Here is a 25799-nt window from a genome sequence, read left to right on the forward strand (position 1 = left end):
GACGACGAACGAGCGGGCTTCCAGCGCCGCGGACACCGCGAGCGGAGCGAGCCACAAGGCACAGCGCTAGTTGAACAGCGTCTCCACCCACGCGCGGGAGACCTTGCCGGCGGCGGGCGGGGCGGTCATGTCGGCGGTGATGCGGGGCATGGGCGCGGTGTGCTGGCCGGCGTTGCGGTGCCAGTCGGTCTCGGCCTCGACCAGGAGGCCCAGGTCGGCGCGGTCGAGGAAGACGCCGTGGCCCTCCGGGCACTGGCGGACCGCGGCCTGGCCGAGGTCTCGCTCCTGCATCTCGACGCCGCAGCGCGGACAGGTCATGCTCTCCATCCCCTGACCGTACTCCTCACCCGCATACTCAAGCCGTGACCGCGCCACTCCCCTCGCCGACTCCGGCCTCGTCGGCCTACCTCGACTCGCCGCACCCGCTCGCCTTCGCACACCGCGGTGGGGCCTACCACCCCGAGATCGAGGGGCTGGAGAACACGCTGGCGGCCTTCACCCACGCGGTGGCGCTCGGCTACACCTACCTCGAGACCGACGTGCACGTCACCAGCGACGGCGTCCTGCTCGCCTTCCACGACACGGTCCTGGACCGCGTCACCGACCGCACGGGCACCATCTCCGAGAGCAGCTGGGCCGAGGTCCAGCAGGCGCTCATCGGCGGGCGGGAGCGGGTGCCGACGCTCGCGGAGCTGTTCGAGGCGTTCCCGGGGGCTCGCTTCAACATCGACCTCAAGTCCGAGGGAGCCGTCGAGGCGCTCGCGCGTTTCATCGAGGAGCGCCGGGCATGGGACCGCGTGCTGATCGGGTCGTTCTCCGGGCGGCGGATGGCGGCGTTCCGGCGGCGCACGCGCGGACGCGTCGCCACCTCGGCACACCCGCTGGAGGTGGTCGCCTTCGTGCTCTCCCCCAGCGGCCGGCTCGCGCGCCTCCTGACCCGCGGCCGACCGGTCGCCCTGCAGGTGCCGCACCGGCGCGGCCGGCTCGTCGTGGTCACCCGAGGGCTCGTACGACGCGCGCACGCCGCCGGCGTGGAGGTGCACGTGTGGACCATCGACGACCCGGCCGAGATGAACGTCCTCCTCGACCGTGGTGTCGACGGCCTCATGACCGATCGCACGGACATACTCAGGGACGTGCTCCGCGCCCGCGGGCAGTGGAACCCTCCGGTGAAGGATGAGGCATGAGTGACGTCGACGGTGGCATCGCCGACCTGAGGCCGCTGGTGCGGGCCCAGGAGCAGAAGGCCTGGTACTTCTACGACTGGGCCAACAGCGCCTTCGCCACCACGATCGCCGGCGTCCTCTTCGGGCCCTACCTCATCGCCATCGCCGAGGAGGCCGCGGTCGACGACCGGGTCTCGGTGCTGGGCATCGCCGTGGCGCCCGGCGCCCTCCCGGCCTACGTCATCACCTTCTCCACGCTGATCTCGGCGCTCGTGCTGCCGCTGCTCGGCGCCGTCGCGGACCGGACGGCGCGCAAGAAGGACATGCTCGCCGGCTTCGCCTGGACCGGGTCGTTCTTCGCGGCGCTGCTGTTCTTCATGACCGGCGACAACTGGCAGCTCGGCGCCATCACGTTCGTCCTGGCCAACCTGTGCTTCGGCGCGTCGGCGGTGTTCAACGACGCCATCCTCCCGCTGATCTCCGACGAGTCCGAGCGCGACCGGGTCTCGACGCGGGGCTGGGCCTACGGCTACGCCGGCGGAGGCCTGCTGCTGGCGCTCAACTTCGTGCTGGTCAGCTTCCACGACACCTTCGGGCTCACCGAGGGCATGGCGGTGCGCATCTCGCTGCTCTCCGCCGCCGTGTGGTGGGCGGCCTTCACGTTCATCCCCTGGCGCGGGCTCCAGAACCACCCGCCGGTGCACGTCGAGCAGGTCGAGGGCGGCGTGCTGCAGCGCAGCTTCGGCCAGCTGCTGCAGACCCTCAAGGACATGCGCAACTACCCCGTCGCGCTCACGTTCCTGCTGGCCTACCTGTTCTTCAACGACGGCATCCAGACCGTCATCAGCCAGGCCTCCGTCTACGGCGTGGAGGAGCTCGGGTTCCCGCAGGGCACGATGCTCGGCGTCTACCTGCTCGTGCAGTTCGTGGCGGTCGGCGGCGCGCTGCTCTTCGGCCGGATCGCCGCCGTGCGCGGCGCGAAGTCGACCATCCTCGGCGGCCTGGTCGTGTGGATGCTCATCGTGACGGCGGCGCTGTTCATCCCCGAGGAGTCCCTCCTGCCGCTGCTCGCCCTCGGCGTCGCCATCGGCATCGTCCTCGGCGGCACGCAGGCACTCGCCCGGTCCTACTTCTCGCTGCTGATCCCCCGCGGCAAGGAGGCCGAGTACTTCAGCTTCTACCACGCGATGGAGCGGGGCACGTCGTGGTTCGGGACGCTCGTGTTCGGCCTCGTCTACACCTTCACCGACTCCTACCGACCGGCGATCTTCGCGCTGATCATCTTCTTCGTCGTCGGCGGTCTCTTGCTGATGCGCGTGGACACCGCCCGCGGCATCCGCGACGCCGGCAACGACGTCCCTGCCGTCATCTGAGAGGTGTCACGACGGCCCTCCGGACGGGTCGCGAGGGCCGGTCGTACCCGCCTGCTCACCCCTGCGTGTGGTGCTCATCACCCCTGCGGGTGGACGCCGCCCCGCCTGAGCGTGGTCGGGACCACGCGAGATCCGCGGAATGTGGGGTCCCCCGCTACCGTTGAAGGATCAAGGGAACGAGCCGCGCCACCACAAGTGGCGTCACGACACGGCGTCTGGCTCGTTACACCTACAACCCCGGACACACTCGACGGGGTCAGCAACCCAAACTGGAGGTGGGCACGGTGGCGGAGCGCACACTGCGTGGCGCGAGGCTCGGAGGCCAGAGTTTCGAGGACGAGCGCGGCATCGAGTTCGCTGCTCGGCAGCAGGTCGGATACCGGTGCAAGCAGGGACACGACTTCGAGGTCACGATGTCGGTCGAGGCCGACGTCCCGGCCGTGTGGGAGTGCCCGCGCTGCGGCGCGGAGGCACTGAGCACGGCGGGCATCCTCCCCGAGGAGAAGGTCGAGAAGCCGGCTCGTACGCACTGGGACATGCTGCTGGAGCGGCGTTCGGAGAAGGAGCTCGAGGACATCCTCAAGGAGCGCCTGGAGCTGCTGCGCGGCGGCGAGATCGGTCCCGCGCACCTGCACCGCGCGAACAAGAAGAAGCGCGTCTCCTGACGCTCTGAGCGCGACTCGACTCAGTCGACCACGTCGCCCTGGACGACCGGGCCCTCGGGCCCGGGTCCGGGGCGTCGTGCGTTTCCAGGGCCGAACCCGGCCCCGAACCCTGGCCCCACCCCCGGCGCGAAGGGCGCCACGACCAGGCGGCGCTCCACGACCGAGGTCAGCAGGCGACGCGCGACCGGTCGGGTGAAGGGCAGGATGAGCAGGATCCCGAGCAGGTCGAGCAGGAACCCGGGGCTGAGCATGAGGGTGCCGCCGATGAGGATCAGCGCCCCGTCGGCGAGCTCGCGGGCGGGCATCCGGCCACCCTGGAGGGCCTCGCGCAGGGCGCGCCACGCGCGTCCGCCCTCTCGCTTGATGAGCCAGGCGCCGACGAGGCTGTCGAGCACCAGGAGCGCGATGGTCCACCACGGCCCGACCAGCTGGCCGACCTGGAGGATCGCCCAGATCTCGGCCAGCGGCACCACCACGAAGGCGACGGCCAGCAGCGGGCGCAGCCACGCCCGCCGACGGCGCTGCGGCGGTCGCGAGGCGCCGCGGGGCGCCCTCGACTGGGTCATGCCTGCACCTTGTGGCGCGTGAGCCGGGCACGTCGCTCGGACAGCCCCCAGCTGGTGATCTTGCGCAGCGACTCGCTCGCGACCTGGCCGCTCATCTTGGAGTCGCCCCGCTCGCGCTCGACGAAGTCGATCGGCACCTCGACGAGGCGCAGGCCGCGGCTCACCGTGCGGTAGGCGAGATCGGTCTGGAACACGTACCCAGTAGACCGCACCGATCCAAGGTCGATCGCCTCGAGCGTGCTCCGGCGGAACAGCCGGTAGCCGGCGGTGGCGTCCTTGACCCGCATCCCGAGCAGCAGCCGGACGTAGAGGTTGCCCCCGCGCGAGAGCAGCAGGCGCTGCAGCGGCCAGTTGACCACCGAGCCGCCGGGGACGTAGCGCGAGCCGATGACGAGGTCGGCGGTGCGCAGGGCGTCGAGGAGGCGCTGGAGCTGCTCGGGCTGGTGGGAGCCGTCGGCGTCCATCTCCCCGATGACGTCGTAGCCGGCCCTCAGCGCGACGTCGAAGCCGTGGAGGTAGGCCGCACCCAGGCCCGCCTTCTCCGTGCGGTGCACCACCGAGACCGCCTCGTCCTCGGCGGCCAGGCGGTCGGCGATCGCCCCGGTGCCGTCGGGGCTGTTGTCGTCGACGACCATCACGTCGACCCCCGGCTGCGCCGTGCGGAGCCGGCCCACGATCCACTCGAGGTTCTCGGACTCGTTGTAGGTGGGGACGACCATCACGCACCGCCCGAGACCTTCGACTCCCACGTGCAGCTACCTCGCTCCTACGGCTTCGGGGACGGGGCGGTCGCCACGTCGGCGACGACGATAGGTGACGAGCACCGCCAGCGTGTGGCAGACGAGGAACACGAGGGCGAGCCGAGCGGGCCAGACACCCATGCGCACGGCCGGGGTGAGCGTCGAGCTGAGCCCGACGGTCTCGACGAGGACCTCCTGGCCGCGCGCCGGCACGGACGCGACGACGGTGCCGTCGGGGCGTACGACGCCGGAGATGCCGTTGATCGCCGCCACCACCACCCATCGGCCGGTCTCCTGGGCGCGCAGCCGGCTGATCTCGAACTGCTGCGCGAGCTGGTCGGTGCGGCTGAACATCGCGTTGCTGGTCTGCACCGTCACGAGCTCGGCGCCGCTGGCGACCTGCCCGGCGATCCCCTCGTCGTAGGCCACGTCGAAGCAGATCGCGTCGGCCACCAGTACGTCGGCGACCCGCAGCGGCTCGAGGCTGGTGCCGCGCACCATGTCGCGGGGCACCTCGGTCAGCCGACCGTAGGTGGAGGGCATCCAGCTGCTGCCGCGGAAGGGGATGTACTCCCCGTAGGGCACCGGGTGCCGCTTGGTGTAGCGGTCGCCGCCGCCGAGGCCGGGGTGGTAGACGATCCCCTGGTTGAGGACCTGGCCGTCGTCGAGCGGGTCGCTGTTGGTCCCGCCCACGATGATCGGCACGTCGATCGCGTCGGACGCCGCGACGATGCCCGCGTTGATCCCGGGGTCGAGGAAGGGGTCGACGGCGGTCGAGTTCTCCGGCCACACCACGAAGTCGGGTGCCTCCTGCTCCCCCGCCGCCACCGCGTCCGCGAGCTCGCGGGTGAGCCGGACGTGGTCGGCGGTGACCTCGCGGTGGACCGCCGGCACGTTGAGCCCCGTGCCGGGCACGTCACCCTGCACGGCGGCCACCGTGGTGGTGCCGGTCTCCTCGACGGGGTAGGGCACGAGGGCCGGGGCCAACGTCACGGCGACGAGCCCGGCCACGGCGACGTACGCGGCCCGCGACGGCGCACGCAGCTGCAGCAGCACCCACGCCAGGGTCGTGCCGGTCAGCGCGACGAGGAGGCTGACCCCGGTCATCCCCAGCCACGGCAGGGCGTCGGCCCACGGCGTGCCGGCCGTGGCGTAGGCGAGTCGGCCGAACGGCATCCCGGAGAAGGGGAAGCCGCTGCGCCACGTCTCGATGCCCACCCACCACAGCGCCGCCCAGACCGGCCAGGCCCGCAGGCGCATGCTCCACGAGAGGCCGATGCCCAGCGGGACGAAGAAGGCAGCCTCCATCGCGCACATGGCGATCCAGGCGTCGGTGCCGACCGCGCGCATCCACTCCATCACCGCGTAGGTGAACGTGATGCCGAACAGCAGGCTCGGGATCCACGCCCGTCCGGGCCCCAGGCCGCGGACGGAGAAGACGAGTGCCGCGATGCCGACGGGCATCAGCCACGCCCAGCCGACCGGCTCGAAGGCCGCCGCCAGCACGAGTCCGCCGGCGAGGGCGAGGAGGCAGCGCAGCGGCACGCTGGAACCGTAGCCGACGGGTGCACGCCTGCAGGGTGCGGGAGGAACGCAGGGACTTCGGACCGACGCACGACCGCCTGGCTGACGATCGCGCGAAGTTGTCTACGGCCCCGTGGTTCCTCCCGCATCCGGCCCCCGCGGGGCACTCCCGGCAGGACGCCGGACGACGGGCATCGCTGGCTTCGCGAACCCCACGTCTGACCTCCCGGTGCCGAAGGTGCCACCCACGAGCTGCACAGGCGGACCCGGGAACAATCCCTTTCCTCGCCGGGAGTGTCAACACGGCCCTGACCTGCGCGTATGCGCGAAACCGCAGGTCACAGAGCCGACCCTGGTTGAGAACTTCCCCAACGAATCTGCCCCGGCACCGGCGTGTCGTCGTGGACACGCCGGTGCCGGTGGTGCCTAGTGCGCGGCGGGGGGTACGACGACCGTGCCGGTCGCCGTGGTGGCCACCAGCGGCGGGTCGAGGACCTCCGCCGCGCCCGGCGCGTCGGGGGTCGCGGCACCGCGCCCGACGACGTGCACCGCGAAGTCCATCACCCGGCTGCGGGTGCCCTCGCGCACGAGCGTGGCGGTGATCTCCAGGAGGTCACCGGCGCGCACCGGAGCCGTGAACTGCACGTCGGAGTAGGACGCGAAGAGCCCCTCGTCGCCGTCCAGCACGATGCACATCTCGGTCGCGACGTCGCCGAAGAGGCCGAGACTGTAGGCCCCGTCCACCAGGTTGCCCGCGTAGTGGGCGTGGGAGTAGGGGACGTAGCGGCGGTGGGTGACGACCGTGCCGACCCTCGTGTCGTCGCTCATGAGGCCTTCTCCTGGGTGCTGGGGCTGCTGCCGGGGGTGCGGGGGGTGGTGAGCCGGTGGACGATGAACGACGCGACCTCGCCGGGCGTCGTACCCCGGGTGAAGACACGGTCGACGCCGAGCTCCTCGGCCATCGTCTCGTCGAAGCGCGGCCCGCCGACGACGAGCAGTGGCCGCCTGGCCGCGGGGTAGGCCTCGCGGAAGGCCGCCGACATCTCACGGGTGTTGAGCAGGTGGGCGTCGCGCTGGGTGACGACCTGCGAGACGAGCACCGCGTCGGCCCGCTCCTCGCGCGCCGCCTCCACGAGCTGGGGCACGGAGACCTGGGCGCCGAGGTTGACCACCTTGAGCTCGCGGTAGTACTCCAGGCCCTTCTCCCCCGCGAACCCCTTGATGTTGAGGATCGCGTCGATGCCGACGGTGTGCGCGTCGGTGCCGATGCAGCCGCCCACCACGACCAGGCGGCGGCGCAGCGCCCGCTTGATCGCCGCGTTGGCCTCCTTGGGGGTCAGCAGGGGGTAGTCGCGCTCGACGACCTCCACGGTGCTGGGGTCGACGAGGTGGTTGACCCGCCCGTAGACGACGAAGAAGGTGAAGCCCTCCCCCATCGGCTTGGCGTGCACGACCAGCGCGGGGTCCATGCCCATCTTGTTGGCGAGCTGCACGGCGGCACCCTCGGCCACCTTGGAGTGCGCGATGGGCAGGGTGAACGACATCTGCACCATGCCGTCGCCGGTGGTGTCGCCGTAGGGCCTGATGAGGCTCATCGCTTGTCTCCGGTTCCAGTGGAGGCGCCCTCGGCGCCGTCTCGAAGGGCGAGGATCTCGGTGGCCGGGTTGTAGTAGCCGTCGGCCTTGCGGGCGACGCCCTCGAGGCCCTTGCCCTTGTCGGCGGGCCGCTTCATCAGTCCGAAGGTGCCGTCGGCGATCGCCGACAGCAGCGGCGGCTCGCCGGGGACGCTGCGGTCGGCCTTGATCTCCTCGAGCAGCCCGACGGCGTCGCCGAGCACCTCGCGGGCGCGCCGGGCGATGAAGCCGTCGGGCGCCGGGTGGAAGTCCTCGTGCAGGTTGCCGGCGGCGTTCATGACGTAGCGGACGTTCTGCAGGGCCAGGTCGCGGTCGGAGATCCACGGCGTCACGACCGCCTCCGTCATCATCCCGACGAGCAGGATCCCCTGGCCGGTCAGCGCGCCGACGAGGTTGAAGAAGCCGTCGAGGAGGTAGCCCTTGAAGACGTCGCCGGTCATGTGCCGGGTGGGCGGCATCCACTTGAGCGGCGCGTCGGGGAACAGCTCGCGCGCGAGCATGGCGTGCGCCAGCTCGAGGCGGAAGGAGTCCGGCACCTCGGGGTCGATCTCGAACGCGTGGCCGAGGCCGAGCTGCCAGTCCTCGAGCCCGGCCTCCTTGGCGAAGTACTCGTTGAGCAGCTGGCTGGTCGTCACCGTGTGCGCCGCCTCGACCGCGTCGGCGGTGGTGAGGTAGTTGTCCTCGCCGGTGTTGATGATGATCCCCGCGCGGGCGTGGATCTGGCGGCTGAAGCGCTGGTCGACGAAGGTGCGCACCGGGTTGATGTCGCGGAAGAGGATGCCGTACATCGAGTCGTTGAGCATCATGTCGAGCCGCTCGAGGCCCGCCAGCGTCGCGATCTCGGGCATGCACAGCCCCGAGGCGTAGTTGGTCAGCCGCACGTAGCGGCCCAGCTCGCGCGACGTCTCGTCGAGGGCGGCCCGCATCAGGCGGAAATTTTCCTGGGTGGCGTAGGTGCCGGCGAAGCCCTCGCGCGTCGCGCCCTCGGGGACGAAGTCGAGCAGGGACTGGCCGGTCGACCGGATCACCGCGATGACGTCGGCGCCCTCGCGGGCGGCTGCCTGCGCCTGCGGGATGTCCTCGTAGATGTCACCGGTGGCGACGATGAGGTAGATCCACGGCTTGCTCGGGGCGTCGCCGACCTTGGCGACCATCCTCTCGCGCGCGACCCGCTGCCGGTCGATCTGCTTGATGCCGGCGGCGACGGCGCGTCGCGAGGCGGCCCGGGCGCGGGTAGCGTCGCGGCCCTCGGGGAGCCGGAACGTGACCGACCCGGCCGCCGCCTTCTGCGCCAGCGTGAGCAGGTCGTCGCCCTCGCCACGGAGCAGGGCGTCCCACACCGGGAGGCTGACGCCGTGCTCGAGGCCGGTGTCGGCGCGTACGACGTCGGCGAGCCGGTTGACCCACGGCGTGCCGTCGGGGTCGGCCCCGCCCAGACCGGCCAGGCGCAGCGTCGCCCGCTCCACCGACACGGTCGTGTGCTGCGTCGCGAGGTCGACGATCGGCTTGCCGACCTGGCGGGCGAGCGTGCGCGCGCGTCGTACGTCGGCGCGATCGATGCCCAGCCTGCTCGCAGTGCGTGCCATCACAGCCTCCGCTCGAACAGGCCGCGCACGCCGGCGTCGGCACGGAGCAGCTCCATGGCGTAGGCCGCGTGGCCCGGGACGTAGCCGTTGCCGATGAGCATCCGCACGTCTGCCGCGAGGCCCTCGGCGCCCAGCGCCGCGGCGCTGAAGCTGGTGGCCATCGAGAAGAAGATGACGGTGCCACCCTCGGCGGTGGCGAGGATCGCCCCGCCCTCGCAGCCGGGCACGTCGACGCAGACCACGGTGACGTCCGCCGGACCGCCCGCGGCGGTGACCGCGTCGCGCAGGGCGATGGGGTCGCGCGCATCAGCGACGGCGACCGCGTCGGCCAGGCCGGCGCCGGCGAGCAGGTCGTGCTCCCCCTGGTGCGGGACGACACCGATCGTGCGTGCCGCGCCGGCGGCCCGGGCGGCGGAGAGGCTGAGGGACCCGGACTTGCCGGCGCCGCCGATCACGGCGACGGTCGGGGCCAGGCCGCGGGCGGCGTGCTCCTCGACGATGCGCGCGGTGAGGGCGGGGGCGCCGCAGACGTCCATGACGCTGAGGGACAGCGCCGGGTCGAGGTCGTCGGGGATGACGGCGGCGATCGAGCGACCGAACAGCACCGCGTAGCCGTCGCACGGGACCTGCTCGCTGCGTCCGTCCCAGCCGGCCAGCCCGTCCTCGATCACCAGCGGGGTCAGGGTGAGGCTGACGAGCGTCGCGACGCGGTCGCCGACGGCCAGGCCGAGCGGCGACTCGGGACCGACCTCCTCGACGGTGCCGACGAGCATGCCGCCGGAGCCGGTGACCGGGTTCTGCATCTTGCCGCGCGTGGCGACGATGTCGAGCACCTCGGCACGGACGGCGGCGCCGTCGGTCTCGCCGTACGTCGTGTGTGCGCGCTCGAGCTGCCGGAAGGACGCCGCGTCGAGGTTGAGCCGCTCGACGCGGACCCGGACCTCGTCGGGCCAGAGCTCGGCGCGGGTGTCGAGGCGCTCGGCCGCCTGCGGCAGCACGGCGCGGTCGTCGAGCACGCGGTGCAGGCCGGTCGGGTCACCGGTGCGGAGGTCCGTCTGGATGTCCGAGGGGGAGTTCATGCAGGTCATCCTTCTAGGTTCACGCGCTTGTGCCGGAAATCTTGCGGCGCGGCATTGGACTCACCGCACGTTCTCCACGTACTCTCCCAGATGTGTCGCCGCACACACAACCGGCGCGCCGTCAGGCCTGACCCCGGCCGGCACCCAGCACCGGGGCCACTGCAAGGAGACCTCATGAGCATCGAGACCGCCAGCCCGCTGGGGCAGGCACTCGCCACCGGCCAGCCCTACCCCTACCAGCGGGTCGAGCTCGTCGAGCCCGACTGGACACGCTTCCCGGGCTGGTCCGCCGTAACCGCCGGGGAGTGGGCGTCTGTGCAGTGGCAGCGCGCGCACTGCGTCAAGAACGTCAAGCAGCTGCGCGAGCTGATGGGCGACCGGCTCGACGACCGGTTCTACGCCGACCTCGAGCGCGACCAGGCCGAGCGGGCCACCATGTCCATGCTGGTGCCGCCGCAGATGATGAACACGATGGTGCCGACCTTCGAGCCCGCCGGCGCCGGGTCGATGACCGAGGCGTTCTACGCCGACCCGGTCCGCCACTACATGCTCCCCGTCCTCAGCGACCGTCGCACCGACTGGCCCTCGCACCCGCACGCGGCGCGCGACTCGCTGCACGAGCACGACATGTGGGCGACCGAGGGACTGACGCACCGCTACCCCACCAAGGTCCTCGCCGAGCTGCTGCCGACCTGCCCGCAGTATTGCGGCCACTGCACCCGCATGGACCTCGTCGGCAACTCCACGCCGGTCATCGAGAAGCTCAAGTTCACCGCCAAGCCCAACGACCGGCTCGGCGACATGCTCGACTACCTCCGCCGCACCCCGTCGGTGCGCGACGTCGTCGTCTCCGGCGGCGACGTGGCCAACATGCCGTGGCCCCGCCTCGAGGCCTTCCTCACCGAGGTCCTGGCCATCGACAACATCCGCGACATCCGGCTGGCGACCAAGGCGCTCGTCGGCCTCCCCCAGCACTGGCTGCAGCCCGACGTGGTGGACGGCGTGAGCCGGGTGGCCTCGATCGCCCGCTCGCGCGGGGTCTCGATCGCGATGCACACCCACGCCAACCACGCGAACTCCGTGACGCCGCTCGTGGCCGACGCCACCCGCGCGATGCTCGACGCCGGCCTGCGCGACGTACGCAACCAGGGTGTCCTGCTCAACGGCGTCAACGCGGATCCGCACGCCCTGCTCGACCTGTGCTTCCGCCTGCTCGACGGCGCGCAGATCATGCCCTACTACTTCTACATGTGCGACATGATCCCGTTCTCGGAGCACTGGCGGGTCTCGCTCGCCGACGCCCAGCGGCTCCAGCACCACATCATGGGCTACCTGCCCGGGTTCGCGACGCCGCGCATCGTGTGCGACGTGCCGTTCGTCGGCAAGCGCTGGGTCCACCAGAACGCCGACTACGACCTCGAGCACGGCATCTCCTACTGGACCAAGAACTACCGCACCTCGATCGAGGCCGACGACGCCGAGGCGCTGTCGCGCTACTACGAGTACTACGACCCGATCCACACGCTGCCCGAGTCGGGCCAGCAGTGGTGGGAGCAGCACGGCCGCCTCGACGAGGCCTCGCTCAAGGCCGCCGAGATGGCCGAGGCGTCGCGGCGTACGGCGGCTCTGCAGGCCTACTGAGGGCGGTCTTCTTCTTCGGCGCTCGGTTTCCCCGCATATGCGGGGAAACCCGAACATGTCGAGGTGTGTACGCCCCCACAAGATCGAAACCCGCTGGAGAAGTCGCCGCGGGTCGGTGACCCGGCTGTCCACAGATCGCCGCGCACGGGTACCGCTGAGCCAGCGCGGCGGGCGAGCCTGACGTCATGTACCGCCCTTCGCCGCCGGACCTCGACAACGTCGTACGCCTGCGCCGCGAGCTGGTCGAGGACGGCTACACCGACCACCAGCTCACCCGGCTCGTCTCCGCCGGTGTCCTCCATCGGGTCCGTCACGGCGCGTACGTCGACGCGGCCCTGTGGGACCGCCTGTCCGCTGCCGACCGGCACCGCGTCCTGTGCCGAGCGGCGCTGCGTACGGCCCACCCGCGCGCCGCCCTGACCCACGTGTCCGCCGTGGTCGAGCGCGGCGTGCCGGTGTGGAACATCTCGCTGGACGAGGTGCACATGACGCGCACGGACGGCAACGGAGGACGACGTGAGGCGGGGGTCGTCCACCACGGCGGGGAGCTGTCGGAACACGACGTGGAGATCGTGAACGGCGTCCGTGTCAGTCCGGCTGCCCGGAGCGCCGTCGAAGTCCTGTCGACGGCGACACCCGAGGCCGCGCTCGTCGTCGTCAACGGGTTGCTCCACTCCGAGCAGATGTCTGTCGACGAGCTCGTCGCCGCGGTCGAGGCCATGAAGCACTGGCCGCACACGCTTTCCGCCCACGTGGTTCTCGCTCTCGCCGACGGTCGGATGGAGTCACCGGCGGAGAGCCGGACCTACTACATGTGCCGGCAGCAGCGCCTGCCGCGTCCTGAGCCGCAGGTGGTGATCCGGGACGAGCGAGGGCGGGTCTTCGGCCGGGTCGACTTCGCGTGGCCTCACCACGGAGTCTTCCTGGAGTTCGACGGGAGGATCAAGTACGAGCTCCACCGGCGTGAGGGCGAGACGCTCGACCAGTACCTCCTGCGGGAGAAGAAGCGTGAGGAGCGCATCTGCCTGCTCACCGGGTGGGTGTGCATCCGCATCGGGTGGGCGGACCTCGAGAACCCGGCCGCCACCGCTACCCGGATCCGCCGGCTGCTGGAGAGCCGTACGCGGCCCGTCGGTGCCTGACTTCTCGCGCGAGTTGTGAGCTTCTAGAGGTGTGTACGCCACGGGATGTTCGGGTTTCCCCGCATATGCGGGGAAACCAACACCAGGACGGGGGCGTCACAACCGCCCCCGCAGCACACCCACCCCCGCCCCCGACACCTCGTCGGGCCCGACAGCGCGCCCGTAGACCAGCCGGAGCGCCGCCTCGGCGGAGAGCGTGACCTCCGGGCCGCCGCCGTGCTCCCAGACCCCGGGGACGACGAGGCGTACGCCGGCGACGCGGCGGCGGGCGCTGCCGCCGATCACCGCGTGGAGGGGCCACGGCGTGGCCAGCGCGAAGTCCGCGACCGGGCCGACCGCGTCCGGCGGGACGGAGGTCGCCAGCCCCAGCGGGCGGCGTACGTCGATGCCGTGCACGACCGCGTCCGAGAGCGCGGCGACCAGGGGCATCCCGATCGGCCGGGCGCCGGTCGCGGCGTTCGTGCGCAGCTGGGCGAGGATCGCCTCGCGACCGCGCGAGGACCACTCGACGGCGAGGCCGGCGATCATCGCGTTCATCGAGAAGCGGTGCCGCGCCATCGCGGCCGCCCCGGCCGTGGGGCCGAGGACGGGGGTCCAGGCGAGGCGGGCGGCGACGTCGACCACCCGCCAGCCGGCGCACAGCGACGGCTGGCGCCACTGCTCGTCGGGGAGCCGGTCGAGGTCGGCGACCAGCGCGAGCCGTTCGGAGCGCAGCAGGTCCTGCGAGGGTGGGGCTGGCATGGCGCCTCCCGGGTGGGGTCGGCCGGAGCCGCGGGTCAGTCGACGGGTCGGTTCTCGTAGGGGGTCGAGAGCACGATCGTGGTCCGCGTCGAGACGCTGGCCGCGCCGCGGATCTTGCCGAGCAGGTCCTCGAGGTCACGGGGCGTGGCGACACGGATCTTGAGGATGTAGGACTCCTCGCCGGCCACGGACCAGCAGGACTCGATCTCCTTGATGCCCTGCAGCCGCTCGGGGTAGTCGTCGGGCTGCGACGGGTCGATCGGCGTGATCGAGATGAAGGCCGTCAGGGGCCGGCCGAGCTGGTCGTGGTCGACGGTCGCGCCGTAGCCGAGGATCAGCCCGCGCTGCTCGAGCCGCTTGACCCGCTGGTGCACGGCCGAGGTGGACAGGTCGGTCGCCTTGCCGAGGTCGGTGAAGGACATCCGGCCGTCGGTGGCCAGCAGGGCCAGGATCTGCCGGTCCTTGGACTCGACCTCGGAGGAGCTCACCCGCCGAACCCTAGTCCGAGCCGGACATCGCCTGCACCAGGCGCACGGCGGACGACCCCAGCCCCCACCGTTCGTCCAAGGCCACCACCGCGTCGTGGTCGACGGGCGTGCGCGGTCGCGTGAGGTCGGGCGAGCCGAGGTCGAGGTCGCGGCGTACGGCGACGACGCGCGGCGCGACGAGCAGGTAGTCGGCGGCGGCCTTGATCTTCCCCCGCGGACCCGGCCCCATGTCGGAGTCGGGGTCGGCGGCGGCCGCGACGATCGCCTCGACCGTGCCGAACCGGCCGAGCAGCGTCGCGGCGGTCTTGTCGCCCACCCCCGCCACGCCGGGCAGCCCGTCCGACGCGTCGCCGCGCAGGGTGGCCAGGTCGGCGTACTGGTGGGCGTCGACGCCGTACTTCCCGCGCACCCACGCGTTGTCGACCCGCTCGTGCTTGCTGACCCCGCGCGCGACGTAGAGCACCCGCACCTGGGCGTCGTCGTCGACGAGCTGGAACAGGTCGCGGTCGCCCGTGACGATGTCGACCGGCATGCCGGCACCGGTGGCGAGGGTGCCGATGACGTCGTCGGCCTCCATCTCTGCGTGGCCGACGACCGGGATGCCGAAGGCCTCGAGCACCGAGATGATGATCGGCACCTGCGCCTGCAGCGGGTCGGGCACCTCCTCGACGTCCGGCCGCGGGCCGGGGACCTCGCGCACCACCCGGTGCGACTTGTAGGAGGGGATCAGGTCGACGCGCCACTGCGGACGCCAGTCGTCGTCCCAGCAGCAGGCGAGGTGGCTCGGGTCGTACTCCCCCACCAGCCGGCTGATGAAGTCCATCAGCCCACGCACGGCGTTGACCGGGGTTCCGTCGGGGGCCGTGACCGAGTCGGGCACGCCGAAGAACGCGCGGAAGTAGAGGGAGGCCGTGTCGAGCAGCAGCAGGCGGTCGCCGGAGGACATGGCGGCAGCCTCCCACACGCGGACGCCCCACCCGCGCGTGTGCGGCCCGGGTGGGGACCGATCCACCGCCGGGTGGCTACTCGGCGAGCACCGAGTAGGCGATCACGCCCCGCTTGAGCTGCTTGGCCGCCGTGCGCGCGGTGGTGCGCAGCGGACGGTCACCCGCGGCGTCGGCCACCTGCCCGCACAGGTCGAGCAGCTGCTTCATCCACCGCACGAAGTCACCGGCGGACAGCCCGGTGGCCATGAGGACGTCGTCGAGGTCGTCGCCCTCGGCCCAGCGCCACGCCGCCCAGGCGAAGCCGATGTCGGGCTCGCGCAGGAAGTCGAGGCGGTGGTCGCGCTCGAGGGCGTCGAGCCTGCCCCACACGCGGACCAGCTCGCCCAGCACGGGTCGCACCTGGCCGCCCGGCATCTTCGGCGACGACGCGTCGTCGGCGCGCCGGGCCTCGAAGACGAGCGCCGACAGGACGGAGGCGAGCTCGGAGGGGGCCAGGTCGTCGAAGAGGCCCTCACGGATCGCCTCCGCCGCCACGAGGTCCATGTCGGTGTAGATCCGCCGCAGGTGTGCGCCCTGCTCGGTCACGGTGTCGCCGTCGAGGTAGCCCAGCGCCGTCAGCACGTCGCACACCCGGTCGAAGGTCCGCGCGACGGTGTTGGTGCGGTTCTCCACCCGCCGCTTGAGGGTCTCGGTGTCGCGCTCCAGCTTGAAGTAGCGCTCGGCCCACCGGGAGTGGTCCTCGCGGTCGGGGCACTGGTGGCAGGGGTGCGACTTCAGGTCCGCCCGGAGCCGGCCGACCTCCCGGTCGGCGGGGGTGTCGCTGAAGGAGTCGCGCTGCTTCTGGCGGCGCGGCTCGGGGCCGTCGAAGCCGCGCGCCTGCGTCCGGAGCGCCGTGGCCAGGTCGCGGCGCATGGCCGGGTTGCGCCCGTTGAACGACTTGGGGATCCGCAGCCGGCCGATCGCCTCCACCGGCACCGGGAAGTCCATCGGGGCCAGCCGCCGGGCCTGCCGGTCGGCGGTGACGACGTAGGGCCGTGGCTCGTCGCCGGAGTGGCCGGGGTCGATGACGACGGCCAGGCCGCTGAACTTGCCGGCGGGGACGTTGATCACGTCGCCGGGACGCAGCTTGCCCAGCGACGCCATCGCCTCCTGCCGGCGGTCCAGGCGGCGCTCCCGCGCGGCACCCTTCTCCAGGTCGCTGATGCGGCGGCGCAGGGCGGCGTACTCCATGAAGTCGCCGAGGTGGCAGGTCGCCGCCTCGCGGTAGCCCTCGAGGGCCTCCTCCGCCTTGTGCACCTGCCGCGCCAGCCCGACGACGGCCTTGTCGGCCTGGAACTGTGCGAACGACTGCTCGAGCAGCTCGCGCGAGCGCGCCCGGCCGAACTGGTGCACGAGGTTGACCGCCATGTTGTAGGACGGCCGGAAGGACGAGCGGAGGGGGTACGTCCGGGTGGACGCGAGCCCCGCGACCTCCCCCGGGTTCATGCCGGGCTGGTAGAGCACGACGCCGTGGCCCTCGATGTCGAGGCCGCGTCGTCCCGCCCGCCCGGTCAGCTGGGTGTACTCCCCCGGCGTCAGGTCGGCGTGCGACTCACCGTTCCACTTCGAGAGCTTCTCGATGACGACGGTGCGTGCGGGCATGTTGATGCCCAGGGCCAGCGTCTCGGTGGCGAAGACCACCTTCACCAGCCCGTCCTGGAACAGCTCCTCCACCACCTGCTTGAACGCCGGCAGCAGGCCGGCGTGGTGGGCGGCGATCCCGCGGGTCAGCCCGTCGAGGAACTCGTGGTAGCCGAGGACGTGCAGGTCCTCCTCCGGCAGGGTCCGCGAGGCCTCCTCCACCCGGGCGAAGATCTCGTCGCGCTCCGCGGCGGTCGTGAGCCGGGTGTTGGCCTGGACGAGCTGGGTCACGGCCGCGTCGCACCCGGCCCGGCTGAAGACGAACATGATGGCGGGCAGGAGGCCCTCGCGGTCGAGCCGCTCGACGACCTCGACCCGGCTCGGGATCCACACCCGGCGGCCGTTGCCGACGGCGCGGGGGTTCTTCGTCGAGCCGGGCTTGCCCTTGCGCGGCGAGCGCCGGTCGCGCATGAGGCGCGAGCTGGCCCAGTCGTCGCGCGCGATCCGGGTGAGCTCCTCGTTGACGGGAGCACCCTCCTTGACGAAGCCGGCGCTCGCGTCGACGTCGGAGGAGGCGAAGAGGTCGAGCAGCCGCCGTCCCACCATCACGTGCTGGAACAGCGGCACGGGCCGCTTCTCCTCGAGGATGGTGCTCGTCTCGCCGCGGACCGTGGCCAGCCACTCGCCGAACTCCTCGGCATTGGACACGGTCGCCGACAGCGACACCAGCGTCACCGACTCGGGAAGGTGGATGATCACCTCCTCCCACACGGCGCCGCGCATCCGGTCGGCGAGGTAGTGGACCTCGTCCATCACCACGTAGCCGAGGCCGAGCAGGGTGCGGGACCCGGCGTAGAGCATGTTGCGGAGCACCTCGGTGGTCATCACGACCACCGGCGCCTCGCCGTTGATGACGTTGTCGCCGGTGAGCAGGCCGACGTTGTCAGCGCCGTAGCGCTTGACCAGGTCGTGGTACTTCTGGTTCGACAGCGCCTTGATCGGCGTGGTGTAGAACGCCTTGCGCCCCGTCTGGAGCGCGAGGTGGATCGCGAACTCGCCGACGATCGTCTTGCCCGAGCCCGTCGGCGCGGCGACGAGCACGCCCCGGCCGTTCTCGATCTCCTGGCAGGCGCGCACCTGGAAGTCGTCGAGCTCGAAGCCGTAGAGGCCGGCGAAGTCCTTGAGCATGGGGTACGCCTTCTCCCGCTGGAACGCCGCGTAGCGCTCCGCCGGCGTCAGGTCCTGGTCCTGGTCCTCGGTCATGCGGGGTCCCCTCGGCGTTCTTCGGAGGAGCGGAGCGGAGGAGAAGAACGTCGTGGGGTGCTCATGCCACCACCTCCAGGGCGCCGGGCACGCAGTCGATCGTGAGCGGCAGCGGCCCGAAGCGCTCGCCGTCGGCGTACGAGACGATGCCGGGCGCGGCGACGGTCACCGACCTGACCCGCCGGTGGACGTACTCGGCCACACCGTCGATCCTTCCCGTGAACAGGCGCGGGTAGGACCGCACCAGCTTGGTCTTGCTCATCCGCGTGATGACCACGACGTCGAGCAGCCCGTCGTCGAGCAGCGCGCCCTCGGTGATCCGCAGGCCACCGCCGAACGACGGGCCGTTGCCGACGGCGACGAGCATCGCCTCGTGCTCCGCGGACTCGCCGTCGAGCTGGAGGACGTAGGGGATGGGCCGGAACGTGCGCAGCTCGGCGAGGGTGGCCAGGTTGTAGCGCATCTGACCCCGCGGCCACGCCATCGCGTTGGCCCGCTCGTTGACGATCGCGTCGAAGCCGGCGGCCAGCACGGTGACGAACCAGCGGTCGCCGCTCCGGGCGAGGTCGATCGTGCGCCGGCGCGAGGCGATGACGCGGTCGGCCGCCGCGACCGCGTCGGCGCGGGGCAGGCCGAGGTAGCGCGCGAAATCGTTGCCGGTGCCGCTGGGGATCAGGCCGAGCGGCACGCCGGTGCCGGCCACCGCCTGCACGCCCAGGTGCACCAGCCCGTCCCCACCGCACAGCACGAGCGCCTCGACGCCGTCGGCGACGCAGCCGCGGGCGAGGTCGGCGGCCTCGTCGGCGTCGCGGCCCTCGAGGTTGCGCACCACGAAGCCGCTCTCGCGCAGCCGCGCCAGCGCCACGTCGCGGTAGCGCGCGCCCCTGCCGCCGCCGGCGGTGGGATTGGTCAGCAGCGCGATCTCGCGACCCCGCGCGGCGCGGTCGGGTGCAGCGGGGTCGTGCATGAGCGCGACCCTATCCCCCGCTCCTCAACGACCGAGTCGGAGCAGGGCGGCGTAGCGCTCGGCGTGTGCCCCCACGGCCCGCGCCAGCCGGCCCAGGGCGTCGAGCACGAGCTCGGGGTCGAAGCGCGTCCCCGGCACCGCGAGGACCAGGCGGGCGTCGACCTCACCGATGACGACCTGGTCGTGCCGCCACGCCTGGTGCACGCGCAGCCGGCTCGCGTCGTCCACCACGGGCTCGGGGTAGGCCTCGTCCACGGCGAGCAGGTCGCAGGCGAGCTCCTGCGCCGCGCCCCCCGCGCCGCCCGGGTCCTCGGACGTCAGCCGGCCGCGGACCAGGTGTCCCGAGCGCAGTCCGGCCTCCGCGCGCCACACCACGTCCGAGGTGCCGAGCCACTCCGGCAGGTCGAACGGGTCGAGGTCGGAGATGGTCGCCTGCATGGCACCAGCCTGTCAGACCCGCTCAGATGGCCGAGAGCTCGTCGGGTGACAGCCCGCTGTTGGGCGCGCGGCGCGCCCGGCGCCGGTCGTTGAACCGGGCGATCGCCTCGGAGGCGAAGAAGAGGATGACCATGGGACCGGCCATCAGCGTCATGGTGAAGGGGTCGGCCGACGGCGTCGCGACCGCAGCGAAGACGAACGTGCCGATGATGATCCACGGCCGGTAGGCCTTGAGGGAGGCGCCCTTGACGACGCCTGCGAAGTTGAGCAGCACCACGAAGACCGGGATGTTGAAGGCGAGACCGAAGACGAACAGCGTGCGGGTGAAGAACTGGAGGTAGTCGTTGAAGTCGATGAGGTTGGTGACGCCCTCGGGGTTGAACCCGATGAGCACCTCGAGGGCCACGGGCAGCGTGAGGTAGCCCAGGGCGATCCCCGCGAGGAAGAGCGGCCCGGCGACGGCGACGAAGATCCGGCTCATCTTCCGCTCCTGGGCGTAGAGCCCGGGGAGCACGAACGCCCAGATCTGGTAGAGCCAGTAGGGCGCGGTCACGATGGCGGCGGCGAAGCCGCACAGCGTCAGCCACAGCAGCAGCCCGGCGCCGGCGCCGCTGGTGGTGGCGTTGGTCGTGCCCTCGGGCAGCTTGGCCTGGGCCTGCTCGTAGGGACCGTAGACGAGGTCGATCAGGAAGTGCCGGAAGAACAGCGCCACGCCCAGCGCCAGCACGAAGACCATCAGGCAGCGCAGCAGGCGCGCGCGGAACTCACGGAAGTGGTCCGACAGCGCCATCCGGCCGTCCGGGCCGACGTCGTGGTGGGGCCGGCCCGAGAACAGGCCGACCAGACCGGCGATCCTCACCCGGGTCAGGCGGTGGTGTCGTCGCGCCGCTCGCGCAGCACCTCGCCCGAGGCGTCGTGGCCGACCTCGCGCTGCGCCTCGTTGCGCGCCTCGATCTCACGCTGCTCGGGCGTCTTCGCGTCGTCGTCGTCGTCGCGCAGGCTCTTGGTCTCGGTCTTGAAGATCCGCAGCGCCTGGCCCGAGCTGCGGGCCAGGTCGGGCAGCTTGGCGGCGCCGAACACGAGCACGACGATCGCGAGGATCACCAGCCACTCCAGACCCTGCGGCATGCCGATCAGCGGGTTGGTCATGAGGTCACTCCGTCATTGGTGGGTTGCGGGCGGTGGTCCCTGCGGGACGTCCCCGAGTCTACGCCGTCGTCCTCGTAGAGCCGGAGCGCCGCCTGCGCGGCGGCGCGGAAGCTCTCGGCGTACGCGGTGGGGGCGACGAGCGTGGCGTGGGGGGCGAGGCGCAGCAGGAGGGACCGGACCCACTGCTCGCTGGCGACCTGGAGGTCGATGTCGATGGTGCCGTCGGGCCCCGGTCGCTGGGCGGTCACCTGGTAGTACTCCACCGCCCACCGTGCGGGCGGCGCGAGGCGCAGGGTGACCGTGGTGGTCTCGGCGTCGGCAAACCAGCCGCCCGTCAGGTCGCGGGCCCGCGCACCGGGGTCGGCCACGGGGGTGTCGAGCTCGCGTGCCGCCAGGATCCGGTCCACGCGGAACGCGCGGTCCCCCACCGCGGTGTGGCACCACGCGTCGAGATAGAGCCGGTCCTCGACGCGGGCCAGGCCGCGCGGGTCGACGACGCGACGCGACTCCTCGTCGCGCGTGGGGACGTGGTAGCTGATCTCGACCTGGTGGCCGTGGGCGATCGCCGACTCGAGGGTGGGCACGATGGCGCTGCTCTCGAGCGGTGTTGGGGTGACGTGGAGGCGCAGCAGCCCCTCCTCGTCCTGCCCGGCGGCCTGCTCGAGCTTGGCCAGCGTGCGGGTGATGACGTCGCGGGCCTCGGCGGGCGCCGCCTCGACCATCGTGCGCAGCGCCACCACGAGCGAGGTCGCCTCGGCGGGCGAGAACCGCACCGGTCGCGCGAGGTAGTCGGCGTTGTCGACGCGGATGATCCGGTCGCCCTCGAGCGCCTCCAGGTCGACCTCGATCAGGTCGCCGGGCAGCCCCGGCGACACCCCGGTCATGAAGAGCAGGCGCAGGTCGCGCTCGATCTGCTCGGCGTCGGTGCCGAAGTGGGCCGCGGCGTCGTCGAGGCGCACCTCGCCGCGGGCCAGGAGGTAGGGCACCAGGGCCAGCAGGCGGGCGACCTGGTCGGGGGCGGTGTCGCCGGTCGTGCTCATCGGACCTCCTCCCCCGGTGCGGCGACCGCACGCAGGCGGGTCACCACGTCGTCGCGCAGCGCGAGCGGTCCGTGGACCACCACGTCGGCGCCGTAGGTCAGCACCTCGTCGGAGAGCTCGTGCACCGGCCCCTCGACGACGAGCAGGTCCCAGCCGGGCAGCTCCTCGATCGGGGTGACCGACTCGGCTCGTCGGCGCAGGCCCACACCCGTCCCCTGCCGCGCCCGGACCTCGGCCCGCACGGACGGGAACGACGGTGAGAGGCGGCGTGCGACAGCGCGCACGTCGGTGCCGGGCGGGACGTCGTACGCCGCCGACTTGCCGCTCGCGCGGACCGGTCCGACGATGCGCGAGAGGCGGAAGACCCGCTCGGCGCTGCGGTCGACGTCGAAGCCGACGACGTACCAGCGCCCCGAGGACCGGGCCAGGCCCCACGGCTGGAGGCGACGGGTGGTCGGCTCGGTCTCGCTGGCGCGCTGGTAGGGGAAGCTGACCTGCCGGCGCTTGCCGACGGCGTCCCAGAGCGGCTCGAAGGCCGGCTCGTCCGCGGTGATGGCGGGTGCCACCACCTCGAGGCGGGACGGGTCGATCTCCACGCCCTGGCCCTTGAGCTTGGCCAGGGCCCGGACGGTCGCCTTGGCGAGGGTGGCCTGCTGCCACACCTGCGCCGCGAGCCCGAGCACCGCCGCCTCGTCGGACTCGAAGCGGATCTCCGGGAGCGAGGTCTGCTCGGTCGGGATGCGGTAGCCGATCTCGTCGTCGAAGAACGCGTCCGCGCTGCCGACCTCGATCACCGCGCCGATCTGGCGCAGGGCGTCCTTGTCGCGCTCGAAGGCACGCTCGAACGCCTCGTCGCCGGCCGCCGTGCGGGGGTGCTCGGGGTAGCACGCCTCGCGGATCGCGTCCTTGCCGATGAACCGCTTGGCGCCGAGCAGCAGGATGTGCAGGTTCATCAGCCGCTCGGCCCGGGGCTGCGCCATCCCTGCTCCCTTCCTTCTGCTCGTGCGCGTCGGCTCAGGAGGCGGCGAGGATGTCGACGACGAAGAAGAGCGTGTCGGTGCCCGTGATCCCGGCCTGCTCGTTGCCCTCCTCGCCGTAGCCCTTGGCCGGCGGGATCTCGAGGATCACCCGCGAGCCGACGGTCCGGCCCACCAGGCGCTCGTCCCAGCCGGCGATGACCTGGCCGACGCCGATCGGGAACTCGGCCGGCTCCTTGCTGTAGGACTCGTCGAACGGCTTGTCGGCCTCGTAGACCTGGCCGAGGTAGTCGACGGTCAGGGTCTGGCCGGACTTCACCTTGGCCCCGTCGCCCTTGATGAGCGTGGTGGCGATCAGCTCGCCGGTCGGCTCGTGGGCCTCGGTGAAGTCGAAGCCGGTGATCACGCCGTCCTTCTCGACGAGGGTGGGCGCCCAGCCCGCGGGCTTCTTCTCCTCGCCCTGGGGGCCGTCGAGCGGCGGCACGGTCTCGGACCGGTCGAGGATGTCGACGACCGCGAGGACGGCGTCCTTGTTGCCGATGCCGATGGTCGGGTTGCCGACCTCGCCGTAGGCCTTCTCGGCGGAGGTCAGCATGACGACGCGGTCGCCGACCTTGCGTCCGATCATGGCCTCGCGCAGGAAGGGCAGCACGTCGGCGGACAGCTCGACCGACTGCGTGGCGCCCTTCTTGGTGTAGGTGCTCTGGGCCTCCTCCTGCGTGAAGCCGTTGCCGATCCACCAGTTGGCCTGGACGGTGTCGCCGTCGGCGACGGTCTCGCCGTCGCCCTCGACGAGGACGTCGACCTCCTCCGCGGACGGGTCGAGCCGGCCGTCGAAGGTCACCTCGGGCTCCTGGCCCTGCTCGCCCTCGACGGTCACCGAGCTGAGGGGCGCGCCCCCCTCCTCGGCGTCGCTGGAGCCGGAGCCGCACGCGGCGAGTCCGAGCATGCTGAGGGCGAGAACACCGCTGAGGGCAGCGGAACGTACACGAGACACTGGTTCACCTGATTCGATCGGTCGGCGTTGCGCGGTCACCCTATCGAGCGACCCCCACCCCTCGCGGCACGACACCACGTCGGGGTGGTCGGCGACCGCCCGGGCCGGTGGCGACGCCGGGGCGGGTGCGGGCACGCCAGGGGCTCACATGCCGTCGATGAGCCTCTGCACGCGCTCGTCGTAGGCCTTGAACGGGTCCTTGCAGAGCACGGTGCGCTGCGCCTGGTCGTTGAGCTTGAGGTGCACCCAGTCCACCGTGAAGTCGCGGCGGCGCTCCTGTGCCTTGCGGATGAACTCCCCGCGCAGCCGGGCGCGGGTGTTCTGCGGCGGCACGCTCTTGGCCTCGAAGATCTTGAGGTCGGTGGTCACGCGGGCCACGGCGCCGCGCTTCTCCAGCAGGTAGTAGAGGCCGCGACCGCGGTGGATGTCGTGGTAGGCGAGGTCGAGCTGGGCGATCCGGGCGTCGCCGAGCGAGAGCCCGTGCTTGGCGCGGTAGCGCTCGATGAGCTTGAGCTTGATGACCCAGTCGATCTCCCGGTCGACCAGACCCAGGTCGTCGGACTCCACGGCCTTGAGGGCGCGCTCCCACAGGTCGAGGGCGCGCTCGATGGTCGGGGTGGAGATCTGGCGACGGTCCACGAAGTCGCGGGCCTTGCCGAGGTACTCCGCCTGGATCTCCAGCGCGCTCGCCTCGCGGCCGTTGGCCAGGCGCACCTTGCGCTGCCCGGTCGGGTCGTGGCTGATCTCGCGGATGGCCCGGATCGGGTTCTCCATGGTGAGGTCGCGCATCACCACGCCCTCCTCGATCATCCGCAGCACCAGGTCGCAGGAGGCCACCTTGAGCAGCGTGGTCGTCTCGCTCATGTTGGAGTCGCCGACGATGACGTGGAGGCGCCGGAACCGCTCGGCGTCGGCGTGCGGCTCGTCGCGGGTGTTGATGATCGGGCGGCTGCGCGTCGTCGCGCTGCTGACGCCCTCCCAGATGTGCTCGGCGCGCTGGGAGACGCTGTAGGACGCCCCGCGCGGGGTCATCACGACCTTGCCGGCGCCCACGACGATCTGGCGGGTCACGAGGAACGGGATGAGGATGTCGGCGAGGCGGCTGAACTCCCCGGCCCGGCCGACGAGGTAGTTCTCGTGGCAGCCGTAGGAGTTGCCCGCGGAGTCGGTGTTGTTCTTGAAGAGGTAGATGTCGCCGGAGATGCCCTCCTCGTGCAGGCGGTTCTCCGCGTCGAGGAGGAGGCCCTCGAGGATCCGCTCCCCCGCCTTGTCGTGCGTGACGAGGTCGACGATGTCGTCGCACTCGGGGGTCGCGTACTCCGGGTGGCTGCCGACGTCGAGGTAGAGCCGCGCGCCGTTGCGGAGGAAGACGTTGGACGAGCGTCCCCAGCTGACCACCTTGCGGAAGAGGTAGCGTGCGACCTCGTCGGGGCTCAGGCGGCGTTGGCCCTTGAACGTGCACGTGACGCCGTACTCGTTCTCGATGCCGAAGATCCGCCGGTCCATGTCCCCACCCTAGGCGCGGGGGGCACACGTGACGCGCTCCTGCGCCGGAATCTCGTCCGGCGAGCCGTGAGCCCGCCCCGACCCACCTCACCGGGGGTTGACGCGCGCGCCCCGTCCGGGTCAGCGTTCCGCATGGGACCACGCCACCTCGTCGCCACGGTGCTCGTCGAGCCGAGCGTCATCGAGGACCTGGAGCTGCGGGTGATGACCGACGACCTGTGGCTGTGGCCCGTACGCACGGCGCCCGTCGTCCTGGACGGCGAGCGGATGGCGTTCCAGCTCCGCAAGCGGCTGGTCGAGCAGCGGCGCGGGGCGTGGGACGACGCCGCGACGTGGACGCCGGCCTGGATCGGGTTCGGCAGCGCGTGGCACGAGTTCGGCCCCGACGGCAACGCGCGTCCCACCGGCCCTCTCCCGTGGGCCGCTCACCAGCGGCTGTGGGACGCCCTGGACGAGTTCGGCTCGCTGGTGCGCTACCGGCGCCGCCTCAGCGGCATCCCCACCGAGCCGACCGCGCAGTGGCCGGGGCTCCACCTGCGCTGACGGCCTG

At 71.9% G+C, this 25799-nt stretch carries 26 protein-coding genes; 6 read left to right on the plus strand and 20 right to left on the minus strand.

From position 1 onward, the window contains the following. Positions 1–66: 66 nt before the first annotated feature. The gene (locus HN031_RS16105; RefSeq protein ID WP_172272302.1) at positions 67–327 is read right to left on the minus strand and encodes a zf-TFIIB domain-containing protein; all 261 of its coding nucleotides are present in this window, start codon (positions 325–327) and stop codon (positions 67–69) included. A gap of 35 nt (positions 328–362) precedes the next feature. Here HN031_RS16105 and HN031_RS16110 point away from each other — a divergent pair, with 35 nt between their 5' ends. The 3 genes from HN031_RS16110 (at position 363) to HN031_RS16120 (ending at position 3204) form a co-directional block, all read left to right on the plus strand. Next, a complete protein-coding gene (locus tag HN031_RS16110) occupies positions 363–1187 on the plus strand; it encodes a glycerophosphodiester phosphodiesterase (RefSeq protein WP_172272305.1) in 825 nt (274 codons plus the stop codon). Further along, positions 1184–2539, plus strand: a complete 1356-nt coding sequence (locus HN031_RS16115) for an MFS transporter (RefSeq protein WP_172272308.1) — start codon at positions 1184–1186, stop codon at positions 2537–2539. Before HN031_RS16110 ends, HN031_RS16115 begins: the two co-directional genes overlap by 4 nt. 284 nt (positions 2540–2823) lie before the next feature. Beyond that, positions 2824–3204 (plus strand): RNA polymerase-binding protein RbpA, encoded by a 381-nt coding sequence (locus HN031_RS16120; protein WP_172272311.1) that lies wholly within the window; start codon positions 2824–2826, stop codon positions 3202–3204. 20 nt (positions 3205–3224) lie between these two features. Here HN031_RS16120 and HN031_RS16125 read toward each other — a convergent pair whose 3' ends face one another. From HN031_RS16125 to HN031_RS16155, 7 genes are all read right to left on the minus strand, one after another. Next, positions 3225–3770 (minus strand): FxsA family protein, encoded by a 546-nt coding sequence (locus HN031_RS16125; RefSeq protein ID WP_172272314.1) that lies wholly within the window; start codon positions 3768–3770, stop codon positions 3225–3227. Next, positions 3767–4519, minus strand: coding sequence for a polyprenol monophosphomannose synthase (locus HN031_RS16130; protein ID WP_322424221.1), 753 nt, complete (start codon positions 4517–4519; stop codon positions 3767–3769). Before HN031_RS16130 ends, HN031_RS16125 begins: the two co-directional genes overlap by 4 nt. Positions 4520–4525: 6 nt before the next feature. Continuing rightward, entirely contained in the window at positions 4526–6055 is a 1530-nt protein-coding gene (lnt, locus tag HN031_RS16135; RefSeq protein ID WP_172272317.1) for an apolipoprotein N-acyltransferase, read from the minus strand. Positions 6056–6460: 405 nt separating this feature from the next. Next, positions 6461–6862 carry a hotdog domain-containing protein gene (locus HN031_RS16140; protein ID WP_172272321.1) on the minus strand — a complete coding sequence of 134 codons (402 nt, stop codon included), beginning with the start codon at positions 6860–6862 and terminating at the stop codon, positions 6461–6463. Beyond that, the gene (locus HN031_RS16145; RefSeq protein WP_172272324.1) at positions 6859–7629 is read right to left on the minus strand and encodes an OAM dimerization domain-containing protein; all 771 of its coding nucleotides are present in this window, start codon (positions 7627–7629) and stop codon (positions 6859–6861) included. Before HN031_RS16145 ends, HN031_RS16140 begins: the two co-directional genes overlap by 4 nt. Beyond that, on the minus strand, positions 7626–9254 hold the full coding sequence (locus tag HN031_RS16150; protein WP_172272327.1) for a lysine 5,6-aminomutase subunit alpha: 1629 nt from the start codon (positions 9252–9254) through the stop codon (positions 7626–7628). The genes HN031_RS16145 and HN031_RS16150 overlap by 4 nt, the downstream gene beginning before the upstream one ends. After that, positions 9254–10333: an L-erythro-3,5-diaminohexanoate dehydrogenase gene (locus HN031_RS16155; RefSeq protein WP_172272330.1), complete on the minus strand. Its 1080-nt coding sequence runs from the start codon at positions 10331–10333 to the stop codon at positions 9254–9256. The genes HN031_RS16150 and HN031_RS16155 overlap by 1 nt, the downstream gene beginning before the upstream one ends. A 174-nt stretch (positions 10334–10507) precedes the next feature. Here HN031_RS16155 and HN031_RS16160 point away from each other — a divergent pair, with 174 nt between their 5' ends. Together HN031_RS16160 and HN031_RS16165 are read left to right on the plus strand one after the other, a co-directional pair. After that, positions 10508–11974, plus strand: a complete 1467-nt coding sequence (locus HN031_RS16160; RefSeq protein ID WP_172272333.1) for a KamA family radical SAM protein — start codon at positions 10508–10510, stop codon at positions 11972–11974. A 185-nt stretch (positions 11975–12159) separates the two neighbouring features. After that, complete coding sequence (locus HN031_RS16165; protein WP_172272336.1) at positions 12160–13116, plus strand: type IV toxin-antitoxin system AbiEi family antitoxin domain-containing protein; 957 nt, start codon at positions 12160–12162, stop codon at positions 13114–13116. 96 nt (positions 13117–13212) lie between these two features. On the opposite strand, the gene HN031_RS16170 is transcribed toward HN031_RS16165, so the two are convergent. From HN031_RS16170 to pafA, 12 genes are all read right to left on the minus strand, one after another. Then, on the minus strand, positions 13213–13857 hold the full coding sequence (locus HN031_RS16170; RefSeq protein WP_172272339.1) for a maleylpyruvate isomerase family mycothiol-dependent enzyme: 645 nt from the start codon (positions 13855–13857) through the stop codon (positions 13213–13215). A gap of 35 nt (positions 13858–13892) precedes the next feature. Beyond that, positions 13893–14345, minus strand: a complete 453-nt coding sequence (locus HN031_RS16175; protein ID WP_172272342.1) for an Lrp/AsnC family transcriptional regulator — start codon at positions 14343–14345, stop codon at positions 13893–13895. Between the two features lie 10 nt (positions 14346–14355). Beyond that, positions 14356–15291: a 5'-3' exonuclease gene (locus HN031_RS16180; protein WP_172272345.1), complete on the minus strand. Its 936-nt coding sequence runs from the start codon at positions 15289–15291 to the stop codon at positions 14356–14358. A gap of 76 nt (positions 15292–15367) precedes the next feature. Beyond that, a complete protein-coding gene (locus tag HN031_RS16185) occupies positions 15368–18175 on the minus strand; it encodes an RNA helicase (protein ID WP_172272348.1) in 2808 nt (935 codons plus the stop codon). 61 nt (positions 18176–18236) lie between these two features. Further along, positions 18237–19142: a YegS/Rv2252/BmrU family lipid kinase gene (locus HN031_RS16190; RefSeq protein WP_172272351.1), complete on the minus strand. Its 906-nt coding sequence runs from the start codon at positions 19140–19142 to the stop codon at positions 18237–18239. 24 nt (positions 19143–19166) lie between these two features. Then, a complete protein-coding gene (locus tag HN031_RS16195; protein ID WP_172272354.1) occupies positions 19167–19580 on the minus strand; it encodes a hypothetical protein in 414 nt (137 codons plus the stop codon). 22 nt (positions 19581–19602) lie between these two features. Next, positions 19603–20439 carry a twin-arginine translocase subunit TatC gene (gene tatC / locus HN031_RS16200; protein ID WP_172272357.1) on the minus strand — a complete coding sequence of 279 codons (837 nt, stop codon included), beginning with the start codon at positions 20437–20439 and terminating at the stop codon, positions 19603–19605. A 5-nt stretch (positions 20440–20444) separates the two neighbouring features. Continuing rightward, positions 20445–20729: a twin-arginine translocase TatA/TatE family subunit gene (gene tatA / locus HN031_RS22055; protein ID WP_172272360.1), complete on the minus strand. Its 285-nt coding sequence runs from the start codon at positions 20727–20729 to the stop codon at positions 20445–20447. Continuing rightward, complete coding sequence (locus HN031_RS16210) at positions 20726–21769, minus strand: YafY family protein (protein ID WP_172272363.1); 1044 nt, start codon at positions 21767–21769, stop codon at positions 20726–20728. Before HN031_RS16210 ends, tatA begins: the two co-directional genes overlap by 4 nt. Continuing rightward, on the minus strand, positions 21766–22749 hold the full coding sequence (locus HN031_RS16215; protein WP_172272366.1) for a YafY family protein: 984 nt from the start codon (positions 22747–22749) through the stop codon (positions 21766–21768). Before HN031_RS16215 ends, HN031_RS16210 begins: the two co-directional genes overlap by 4 nt. 34 nt (positions 22750–22783) lie before the next feature. Further along, complete coding sequence (locus HN031_RS21650; protein ID WP_172272369.1) at positions 22784–23695, minus strand: FKBP-type peptidyl-prolyl cis-trans isomerase; 912 nt, start codon at positions 23693–23695, stop codon at positions 22784–22786. A 192-nt stretch (positions 23696–23887) separates the two neighbouring features. Next, positions 23888–25249, minus strand: coding sequence for a Pup--protein ligase (gene pafA, locus HN031_RS16225; RefSeq protein WP_172272372.1), 1362 nt, complete (start codon positions 25247–25249; stop codon positions 23888–23890). Positions 25250–25381: 132 nt separating this feature from the next. Here pafA and HN031_RS16230 point away from each other — a divergent pair, with 132 nt between their 5' ends. Beyond that, on the plus strand, positions 25382–25792 hold the full coding sequence (locus HN031_RS16230; RefSeq protein WP_172272375.1) for a hypothetical protein: 411 nt from the start codon (positions 25382–25384) through the stop codon (positions 25790–25792). Positions 25793–25799 lie beyond the last annotated feature (7 nt).

It is taken from the genome of Nocardioides sp. zg-1308, from assembly GCF_013155375.1.
Classification (GTDB): Bacteria; Actinomycetota; Actinomycetes; order Propionibacteriales; family Nocardioidaceae; genus Nocardioides; species Nocardioides renjunii.

Excerpts from the sequence above, each read along its gene's own strand:
- HN031_RS16105 (WP_172272302.1), bottom strand. The coding sequence starts at position 327 with ATGGAGAGCATGACCTGTCCGCGCTGCGGCGTCGAGATGCAGGAGCGA.
- HN031_RS16115 (WP_172272308.1), top strand. The coding sequence starts at position 1,184 with ATGAGTGACGTCGACGGTGGCATCGCCGACCTGAGGCCGCTGGTGCGG.
- HN031_RS16125 (WP_172272314.1), bottom strand. The coding sequence starts at position 3,770 with ATGACCCAGTCGAGGGCGCCCCGCGGCGCCTCGCGACCGCCGCAGCGC.
- HN031_RS16140 (WP_172272321.1), bottom strand. The coding sequence starts at position 6,862 with ATGAGCGACGACACGAGGGTCGGCACGGTCGTCACCCACCGCCGCTAC.
- HN031_RS16145 (WP_172272324.1), bottom strand. The coding sequence starts at position 7,629 with ATGAGCCTCATCAGGCCCTACGGCGACACCACCGGCGACGGCATGGTG.
- HN031_RS16150 (WP_172272327.1), bottom strand. The coding sequence starts at position 9,254 with ATGGCACGCACTGCGAGCAGGCTGGGCATCGATCGCGCCGACGTACGA.
- HN031_RS16155 (WP_172272330.1), bottom strand. The coding sequence starts at position 10,333 with ATGAACTCCCCCTCGGACATCCAGACGGACCTCCGCACCGGTGACCCG.
- HN031_RS16160 (WP_172272333.1), top strand. The coding sequence starts at position 10,508 with ATGAGCATCGAGACCGCCAGCCCGCTGGGGCAGGCACTCGCCACCGGC.
- HN031_RS16165 (WP_172272336.1), top strand. The coding sequence starts at position 12,160 with ATGTACCGCCCTTCGCCGCCGGACCTCGACAACGTCGTACGCCTGCGC.
- HN031_RS16170 (WP_172272339.1), bottom strand. The coding sequence starts at position 13,857 with ATGCCAGCCCCACCCTCGCAGGACCTGCTGCGCTCCGAACGGCTCGCG.
- HN031_RS16180 (WP_172272345.1), bottom strand. The coding sequence starts at position 15,291 with ATGTCCTCCGGCGACCGCCTGCTGCTGCTCGACACGGCCTCCCTCTAC.
- HN031_RS16185 (WP_172272348.1), bottom strand. The coding sequence starts at position 18,175 with ATGACCGAGGACCAGGACCAGGACCTGACGCCGGCGGAGCGCTACGCG.
- HN031_RS16190 (WP_172272351.1), bottom strand. The coding sequence starts at position 19,142 with ATGCACGACCCCGCTGCACCCGACCGCGCCGCGCGGGGTCGCGAGATC.
- HN031_RS16195 (WP_172272354.1), bottom strand. The coding sequence starts at position 19,580 with ATGCAGGCGACCATCTCCGACCTCGACCCGTTCGACCTGCCGGAGTGG.
- tatA (WP_172272360.1), bottom strand. The coding sequence starts at position 20,729 with ATGACCAACCCGCTGATCGGCATGCCGCAGGGTCTGGAGTGGCTGGTG.
- HN031_RS16210 (WP_172272363.1), bottom strand. The coding sequence starts at position 21,769 with ATGAGCACGACCGGCGACACCGCCCCCGACCAGGTCGCCCGCCTGCTG.
- HN031_RS16215 (WP_172272366.1), bottom strand. The coding sequence starts at position 22,749 with ATGGCGCAGCCCCGGGCCGAGCGGCTGATGAACCTGCACATCCTGCTG.
- HN031_RS21650 (WP_172272369.1), bottom strand. The coding sequence starts at position 23,695 with ATGCTCGGACTCGCCGCGTGCGGCTCCGGCTCCAGCGACGCCGAGGAG.
- pafA (WP_172272372.1), bottom strand. The coding sequence starts at position 25,249 with ATGGACCGGCGGATCTTCGGCATCGAGAACGAGTACGGCGTCACGTGC.
- HN031_RS16230 (WP_172272375.1), top strand. The coding sequence starts at position 25,382 with ATGGGACCACGCCACCTCGTCGCCACGGTGCTCGTCGAGCCGAGCGTC.